This window comes from Nocardioides sp. OK12, from assembly GCF_024341885.1.
Taxonomy (GTDB): Bacteria; Actinomycetota; Actinomycetes; order Propionibacteriales; family Nocardioidaceae; genus Nocardioides; species Nocardioides marinisabuli.
Genome location: NZ_BNET01000005.1, coordinates 461,409 through 468,033 on the forward strand (window position 1 = coordinate 461,409; position 6,625 = coordinate 468,033).

The 6,625-nt window shown below is 74.0% G+C and carries 7 protein-coding genes and 1 rRNA gene; 4 read left to right on the forward strand and 4 right to left on the reverse strand.

The features are described 5' to 3' along the window. The first annotated feature begins 93 nt into the window (after positions 1-93). The 3 genes from fabF (at position 94) to OCU29_RS15375 (ending at position 3,343) form a co-directional block, all read left to right on the forward strand. On the forward strand, positions 94-1,335 hold the full coding sequence (fabF, locus tag OCU29_RS15365; RefSeq protein ID WP_179616871.1) for a beta-ketoacyl-ACP synthase II: 1,242 nt from the start codon (positions 94-96) through the stop codon (positions 1,333-1,335). Positions 1,336-1,352: 17 nt separating this feature from the next. After that, positions 1,353-2,810: an acyl-CoA carboxylase subunit beta gene (locus tag OCU29_RS15370; RefSeq protein WP_179616872.1), complete on the forward strand. Its 1,458-nt coding sequence runs from the start codon at positions 1,353-1,355 to the stop codon at positions 2,808-2,810. A gap of 86 nt (positions 2,811-2,896) precedes the next feature. Next, the gene (locus OCU29_RS15375; RefSeq protein ID WP_261820595.1) at positions 2,897-3,343 is read left to right on the forward strand and encodes a hypothetical protein; all 447 of its coding nucleotides are present in this window, start codon (positions 2,897-2,899) and stop codon (positions 3,341-3,343) included. Positions 3,344-3,359: 16 nt separating this feature from the next. Here the strand turns inward: OCU29_RS15375 and OCU29_RS15380 are convergent, their stop codons facing one another. Further along, positions 3,360-3,893, reverse strand: a complete 534-nt coding sequence (locus OCU29_RS15380; protein ID WP_179616874.1) for a DUF3145 domain-containing protein — start codon at positions 3,891-3,893, stop codon at positions 3,360-3,362. Positions 3,894-4,031: 138 nt separating this feature from the next. Further along, the gene (locus OCU29_RS15385; RefSeq protein WP_261820596.1) at positions 4,032-4,958 is read right to left on the reverse strand and encodes an alpha/beta fold hydrolase; all 927 of its coding nucleotides are present in this window, start codon (positions 4,956-4,958) and stop codon (positions 4,032-4,034) included. A gap of 27 nt (positions 4,959-4,985) precedes the next feature. Between OCU29_RS15385 and OCU29_RS15390 the strand changes: the two genes are divergently transcribed. Continuing rightward, positions 4,986-5,507, forward strand: a complete 522-nt coding sequence (locus OCU29_RS15390; RefSeq protein ID WP_261820597.1) for a hypothetical protein — start codon at positions 4,986-4,988, stop codon at positions 5,505-5,507. Positions 5,508-5,520: 13 nt separating this feature from the next. On the opposite strand, the gene OCU29_RS15395 is transcribed toward OCU29_RS15390, so the two are convergent. After that, the gene (locus tag OCU29_RS15395; RefSeq protein ID WP_261820598.1) at positions 5,521-6,471 is read right to left on the reverse strand and encodes a tetratricopeptide repeat protein; all 951 of its coding nucleotides are present in this window, start codon (positions 6,469-6,471) and stop codon (positions 5,521-5,523) included. A gap of 78 nt (positions 6,472-6,549) precedes the next feature. Further along, a 5S ribosomal RNA gene (gene rrf / locus OCU29_RS15400) occupies positions 6,550-6,625 on the reverse strand; the annotation flags it as partial.

A 6,625-nucleotide genomic window follows, 5' to 3' on the forward strand; every position in this document is an offset into this window, starting at 1 on the left:
CTGCCGGCGGCTGCCCCCGCGGCGGCCGCCGGCCCCGCTGCTCCCCCGCAGCACCAGAACCAGCACCCACCCTCCACGTAAGGACACCCACGCATGTCGTCGAAGCGAGTCGTCGTCACCGGTCTCGGGGTCACCTCCCCGGTCGGCGGTGACGTGCCCAGCACCTGGGACGCTCTCGTCAACGGACGTTCCGGCGTCCGGCCGCTGACCCAGGACTGGGCCGAGACCCTGCCGGTGCGCATCGCCGGCACCGCGGCGGTCGACCCCTCCGAGGTCCTCGAGCGCGTCAAGGCACGGCGCTGGGACCGATCCACCCAGCTGGCGATGGTCGCGGCCACCGAGGCCTGGACCGACGCCGGCCTCGACCAGAGCACGGACCTCGACGGCGACCGGGTCGGCGTCGCGTTCGCCTCCGGCATCGGCGGCGTCACCACGCTGCTGGCCAACTACGACGCCCTGCTCGAGAAGGGGCCCCGGCGGGTGTCCCCGCTGGCCGTCCCGATGCTGATGCCCAACGCGCCGGCCGCGAGCGTCAGCCTCGCCTTCGGCGCCCGCGCCTTCGCCAGCACCCCCGTCTCGGCCTGCGCCTCCGGCAACGAGGCGATCTCGCTGGCCCTCGACCAGATCCGGCTCGGGCGCGCCGACGTCGTGGTGGCCGGCGGCACCGAGGCGGCCATCCACCCGCTCAACATCGCCGCCTTCGCCAACATGATGGCGCTGTCCAAGAACGACGGCGACCCCACGACGGTCTCGCGGCCCTGGGACACCGCCCGCGACGGCTTCGTGCTCGGCGAGGGGTCCGGCGCGCTGGTGCTGGAGTCCGAGGAGCACGCCCTGGCGCGCGGCGCCCGCATCTACGCGGTCGTCATGGGCGCCGGCGTCACCGCCGACTCCCACGACATCGCCCAGCCCGACCCCGAGGGACGCGGCGGCACCCGGGCCATCGCCCGCGCGCTGTCCGAGGGCGAGGTCGACCCCGCCGACGTCAAGCACGTCAACGCGCACGCCACCTCCACCCCGCTCGGCGACATCGCCGAGGGCCTGATGCTCCACGCGACGCTGGGGGCACACGCCTCCGACGTCGTCGTGACCTCGACCAAGTCGATGACCGGGCACCTGCTCGGCGGTGCCGGCGCCCTCGAGGCCGTCGCCACCGTGCTGGCCCTGCACCACCGGGTCTCGCCGCCGACCATCAACCTCGACGACCAGGACCCCGCGGTCGACCTCGACATCGCCACCAAGGCCCGCGACCTCCCGATGGGCGACATCGTCGCCCTCAACAACTCGTTCGGGTTCGGCGGCGCCAACGTCGCCGTCGCCTTCGGCAGCGCCTGAGACCAGGAGACCACCACGTGAGCACCGCCTCCGCCCCCGCCGCCGCACCGACCTCGGCCGGCAAGCCCGCCAAGCTCCCTCGCGAGCAGGACCCGCGCCACCCCCGGCACCGGCTGGGGGCGCTCCTCGACGAGGGCAGCCTCGAGCTGATCACCCCCGACGACGAGTCGGGGATGCTGGCGGCCGTCGGGACCGTCGGCGGCGCCCCGGTGGTCGCGTTCTGCTCCGACGCCACCGTGATGGGCGGCGCCATGGGTGACCAGGGTTGCCGCGTCGTGGTCGACGCCTACCACCGCGCCATGACCGACCGGGTCCCGATCATCGGGCTCTGGCACTCGGGCGGCGCGCGGCTGGCCGAGGGCGTGCTGAGCCTGCACGCCGTCGGCAGGATCTTCCAGGTGATGACCCAGGCCTCGGGGCGCATCCCGCAGGTCTCGGTCGTGCTGGGCCCGGCCGCCGGCGGTGCGGCGTACGGCCCGGCGCTGACCGACGTGGTGGTGCTGGGCCCCGAGGGCCGCATCTTCGTCACCGGCCCCGACGTCGTGCGCTCGGTGACCGGCGAGGACGTCGACATGCTGCGCCTGGGCGGGCCCGAGCCGCACGGACGACGCTCCGGGGTGGTCCACGTGCTCACCGACTCCGAGGAGGAGGCCCTCGAGCGCGCCCGCACGATCGCCAACCTGCTGGGCGCCCAGGGCAGCCTGCGCGTCGCCGACGTCGAGGACCGCGACCTGGCGGCGGTGCTGCCGGAGTCCAAGAAGCGCGCCTACGACGTGCACCCGCTGGTGGAGCAGGTCCTCGACGAGGGCACCGTCCAGGAGCTCCACGCACGCTGGGCACCCAACATCGTGACCGCGCTGGGTCGCTTCGGCGGTCGGACCGTCGGGGTCGTGGCCAACAACCCGCTGCGACTCGGCGGTTGCCTGGACTCGCTGTCGGCCGAGAAGGCCAGCCGGTTCGTCCGCATGTGCGACGCCTTCGGCATCCCGCTGGTCGTGCTGGTCGACGTCCCCGGCTACCTGCCGGGCGTCGGCCAGGAGTGGGACGGCGTCGTGCGCCGCGGCGCGAAGCTCCTGCACGCCTTCGGCGAGTGCGTGGTCCCGCGCGTGACCCTGGTGACCCGCAAGACCTACGGCGGCGCCTACATCGCCATGAACGCCCGCTCGCTGGGTGCCACCAAGGTCTTCGCCTGGCCGGGGGCCGAGGTGGCGGTGATGGGCGCGGTGGCGGCGGTGCGCATCCTGCACCGCCGACGACTGGCCGAGGTCTCCCCCGACATCCGGCCCGCGCTGGAGGCCGAGCTGGCCGCCGAGCACGAGCGGATCGCCGGCGGGGTGGAGCGTGCCGTCGAGATCGGGGTCGTCGACGAGGTCGTCGAGCCGGCCGCGACCCGCTCGGCCATCGCGCGCGCCATCGACGAGGCGGTGCAGAGCGTCGGTGTGCGTCGCGGGGCGCACGGCAACATCCCTCTCTGACCCCCGCGCCTCCGGCGGAGGTGTGACGGACGTAACGTGGAGCGGGCAGCCGCGTTGATCCACCGACGTCACTTCGGGAGGCCTCCATGACCACCGCCCTCAACCGCCTGCTCGCCGCACCGCTGGCGGGCCTGCTCGCAGCGGGCCTGCTCGGGGCCGCCGGCGGTGCGCCCGCCACGGGTCACACCGGCGACGACCGGCACGACGCCTCCGAGCACGCGCGGACCTGGGCCAAGGACCAGGTGCTCCGCAAGGGCTGCCGCGACTACAGCTACCGCTACCGGGTGAACCCCCCGACCGACCAGGCCTGGGGCCTGGAGACGTTCCTCGTCGCACCGGGCGGCAGGAAGCTCGCCTCGGGCGCCCTCTCCGACAACGCCGACCAGAAGAAGGGCCGCGACACCTTCACGGTCTGCCGGACCTCGACCCGGCCGGGGAAGTTCCGGATCCGCGCGAAGCTCACCTACTACGACGGCTTCACCGCCCACGACGGCTGGGCCGACACGACCCGGTTCCGGCTGCGCCGCCGCTGACCCGCTCCGGCTGGGCTCAGACCACCTGGTGCAGCCAGCGCACCGGCGCGCCGTCGCCGGCGTGCCGGAAGGTCTCCAGCTCGTCGTCCCAGGGCTTGCCGAGCAGCTTGTCGATCTCGACCAGCAGGGTCGTCTCGCCGACGGCTGCCTTGACCACGGCCGCCTTGAGCCGGTCCTCGGGGATCATGATGTCCCCGTGCAGGCCCGTGACGGCGTGGTAGACGCCGAGGTCGGGGGTGTAGGAGTAGCGCGTGCCCTCGACACCGGGGCTGGGCTCCTCGGTGATCTCGAAGCGCAGGTGGTTCCAGCCGCGCAGCGCCGAGGCGGTCGCGGCCGCCGAGCCGACCGCTCCGGTCCAGGAGAGCTCGGCCCGGTAGGTGCCGCTCTGCGCCGGCTGGGGGGTCCAGTCCAGGCTCACGGGCATGCCGAGCACGCCGCCCACGGCCCACTCGATGTGGGGGCACAGCGCGGAGGGTGCTGAGTGGACGTAGAGCACGCCCCTCGTCGCGGTGCGGGTGGCAGTCGTTGCGGTCACCGTGACCTCCTTCATCTCCGGCGCGAGGTACGCCTTCCCCAGCGGTCTCGTCAGGAGTCTCGAAGGATCGAGTGACACGTATGTGGTTTGGGACCATTGTGGCCCATGAGGCGCGCGAGCACCAGTCCCCGCACCTCGTGTCGCGCCGGCGTCTCAGGCGCCCCGCGGGGCGCGGCGCCGGCCGAGCGCGACCAGGGTGCCGAGCACGTCCTGGGCGATGCCCAGGCCGCCGAGGTGGCTCTCCCCCTCGATCACCTGCAGCGTCGCGTCCGGCAGCAGGTCGACGACGTGCCGGCCGTGGCGCAGCGGCACGATGTGGTCGTCGTCGCCGTGCCACCACCGCACCGGCACCCGCACGTCGGCAGGTGAGAAGCCCCAGTCGCGGCAGAAGAGCAGCAGGTCGTTGAGCGGGGCCGTGGACTGGAAGCGGTTGCCGTTGAGGATGTCGTCGACGAACATCGCCCGGAACTCCGGCCGGGAGAGCAGGGTCCGGTCACCGTCGGGCTGGAGGGCGGCGTACAGGTCGATGCACGAGCCCGCCACCGGCCGGGCCACCCGGATGAGCTGGTGCACCGCGATGCCCAGCGGCACCCGGCCGGCCCTCAGCAGCGGCGCGAGGCGGACGGCCAGCCGGATCGGGCCGCCCTCGGCGGCATCGGGCCCCACCGTCGGCGCCACTCCCCCGAGCACCGCCACCCCGTGGACGCGATCGGGCATGGCGGCGCCCGCCGCCAGGACGTAGGGGCCACCACCCGAGAGCCCCACCAGGTGGAAGGTGTCCACGGCCAGGGCGTCGAGGAGCAGGCGCAGGTCGTGCGTCCAGTCGAGGAGGTCGGGATAGAGGTGGGGCGTCGAGGAACCGATGCCCGGGCGGTCCACGCCGATGATCCGCACACCGTGCTCGAGCGCCCACCGACGCGCCTCGAGCGGGATCTGGCGCCGGGCACCCGGGGTGCCGTGCATCCACACCACCGCACGACCGCGCGGCGACCCGAACTCCGCGAAGCTGAGCCGCCGGCCCTCGCGCACCGCCACGCTGCCCTCCAGGGCAGGCCTGTCCACGGTCAGAGGAGCACTCACGCGCTCATCATGCCCTACGCTCCAGCCATGCCCGAGCACAGCAGCGAGCCGACGCTCGGCGTCACGCCGGACAGGTGGCTGCGCCGACTGGCGCTGGGCGCGGGTGCGGTCGCCGGGCTGCTGTTCGCGTGGTGGTTCGTCACGAACCCCTCCACCCTGCCCGTGCGCACCGGTCACGTCACCGCGGTCACCACCGTGGGTCGCCCCGTCTACGTGGGGTTGTGGAGCACCGACGCCGACTTCGGACGCACCCTGGACGTCGCCGGCGTGCGGCTGCGCGCCGACGCCACCGTCGAGGTCTCCCTCGAGCCGGTGCTGTGCAGAGGCGGCTCCGTCGGCGTCACCACCGACCCGGCGCCGTTCTGCCGCGAGCTGCTCGACCCGGCCGGCGCCGAGCTGCGCCCGGGCGACTCGCTGGTGGTGCGGGTCCTGGCCGACGACGCCGGGGCGGTCTACCTGGACCGTCCCGTGCTCGCCTTCCGCGAGGGCCCCCGGTGGGGCACCCGCGAGGCGGGCACCGAGGCGGTGCTCGCCGTGGTCACCCCCTGAGGAGGCGGCCGGCTCAGTCGCGCTGGGGCTTCTCCAGCAGGGCGGCCCGCTCGGCGGCGTCGGTCAGCTCGTCGCCGTCGATCGCGTGCGTGCGGTGGAACCAGGCCAGGGCGTCGGTGGTGCGCCCGGCGGCCTCGAGGGTGTCGGCGTAGGCGTAGCGCAGCCGGACGACCCAGGGGGCCCTGTTCTTCGACTGCAGGGGCGCCAGCTCGAGGGTCCGCAGGGCGGCGTCCATCTGGCCCATGTCACGGCGGGCCCCGGCCTCGACGATGGTCATCTCCGCCTTCGCCTCGGACTCGAAGTTCGCCACCGACGGGCTCTTGGCCAGCTTGAGCGCCTGCTCCGGCTGCCCGAGGGCCCGGTGGCAGTCGGCGATGATCGGCAGGTAGGCCGTGGCCCCGTTCATCCGCTTCGCGGCCCGCAGGTCGGCCAGCGCCTCGGAGTAGTGCCCGGCGGCGTAGGCCGCCTCACCCGCCGCCTCACGCACCACGGCCAGGCGGGGCGCACGGGCGCGCGCGGCCAGGGTGTGCTGGTAGGCGGTCTCGGGGTCCTCGTCGATCAGCGCGCCCGCAGCAGCGAGGTGGCGCGCCACCCGGGCGGCCAGCTTCTCGGGCAGACCCTTCAGCTGGGCGATGACGGCGCGGTCGAGCTCCTTGCCGGTGATGTCCTCCGGCAGCTCCGGACCGTCGTAGACGGCCTGGTCGGCCGAGCGGGGGGCCTCCTTCTCGACGTACCGGCCACCGCCGGCACCACGAGGACCGGACTGGCGACGGTCACGCGACTGCCCACCACGCGCGTCGCGGTCACCACGCGAGTCCTGACGACCGCCACGGTCGGGGCGACCACCGCGCTCGGGCCGGCCACCACGGTCCGGTCGTCCCTCGGAGCCGCGGCTCGACGAGGGACGGCCACCGCCGGTGGGCTTGCCTCCGGAGGGACGCTGGTTGCGACGCTGCTCGGCCACGGTGGTGCTCCTTCGCTGACCTCTCGGTCGGGTAAATGCACGTAGGGGCCACCTTGCGGTGGCCCCTACGGAGTGTATGTCCGGCGGCGTCCTACTCTCCCACAACCTCTCGGTTGCAGTACCATCGGCGCTGAAAGGCTTAACTTCCGGGTTC